The organism is Peribacillus sp. 05N428 (assembly GCF_056397085.1).
Map to the genome: position 1 here is coordinate 1 of NZ_JBFTMS010000116.1, position 1,259 is coordinate 1,259.

General features: G+C 44.9%; 2 protein-coding genes. Both read left to right on the forward strand.

Features of this window, described 5'->3' with window-relative positions; genetic code table 11:
• A partial coding sequence (locus AC1DIV_RS29955; RefSeq protein ID WP_098866438.1) for a DUF1641 domain-containing protein occupies nt 1-297 on the forward strand: 297 nt, incomplete at its 5' end.
• Between the two features lie 39 nt (nt 298-336).
• The coding region (locus AC1DIV_RS29960; protein WP_477577960.1) for an NAD(P)/FAD-dependent oxidoreductase at nt 337-1,259 on the forward strand (923 nt) is incomplete at its 3' end.

A 1,259-nucleotide genomic window follows, 5' to 3' on the forward strand; every position in this document is an offset into this window, starting at 1 on the left:
ACTGAGTTAGTGAATATTTTAACAAAGTCTTATGATTTCGCTCAATCGGTTGCGACTGATGATGTGTTGAAAAATGATACGGTCAGCGCCATTTCGGAGATCGCGACACCTGTGGTCCATTCAGTGAAAGGGCTTGCGGCAAATGCCATCGAAGCTAAGGATCGTGCAGAAGCGAATAATGATGTGATCGGTCTTTTTGGTCTGTTAAGGATGATGAAAGATCCGGAAGCACAAAAGCTTTTCCGTTTCGCCCAAGCTTTTCTTGAAGTCTCTGCAGAACGTAAAAACCAAAAATAATTTGATAAACTTTCAATCAGTAAGGACGGGGGATTAACTATGTCAAAACAAATCGTCATCTTAGGTGCAGGTTACGCAGGATTACTATCTGCYTTATCCGTACGTGAATATTACAATAAAGATGAAGTGCAGGTTACAGTGGTGAACCAATTTCCAACGCACCAAATCATCACCGAATTGCACCGTCTTGCAGGCGGATCCATTTCTGAACAAGCCGTTTCCATTCCKTTGGAAAAGCTTTTCAAAGGAAAAGATATCGACCTTGTCATTTCCAAAGTGGAGTCATTCTCGGTTGATAATAAAGAAGTGAAACTTGCCAATGGTTCCACATTATCYTATGATGCCCTGGTTGTTGCTTTGGGAAGCCAAACAGGATTCTTCGGCATTCCGGGACTTGARGAAAACAGCATGGTCTTGAAATCCGTAAATGATGCWAACAAGATTTACAAACATATCGAAGATCGCATCCGCGAATATTCTCAAACGAATAATGAAGCGGACGCAACCATCGTGATCGGCGGCGGCGGATTGACGGGCGTTGAGTTAATCGGTGAAATCGTGGATCATTTCCCTAAAATCGCCAAAAAGTTCGGAGTGGACTTCAAGGACTTGAAAATCAAGCTTGTGGAAGCTGGTCCAAAAATCCTTCCGGTCCTGCCTGATCACTTAATCGAACGTGCCATGACAAGCTTGGAAGCACGCGGCGTTGAATTCTTGACAGGTCTGCCTGTAACGGGTGTTAAAGGAAATCAAATCGAATTGAAAGACGGACAAACGATAACGGCCAATACGCTTGTTTGGACAGGCGGAGTTGCGGCTCTTCCTATCGTAGGCGAATCAGGCCTTGAAGTGGATCGCGGCAAAGCAACCGTCAATGAGTATTTGCAATCCAAATCCCATAATGACGTATTCGTTGTCGGCGACAGTGCCGTTGCGTTCCCTCCAGAAGGCGGCCGTCCATA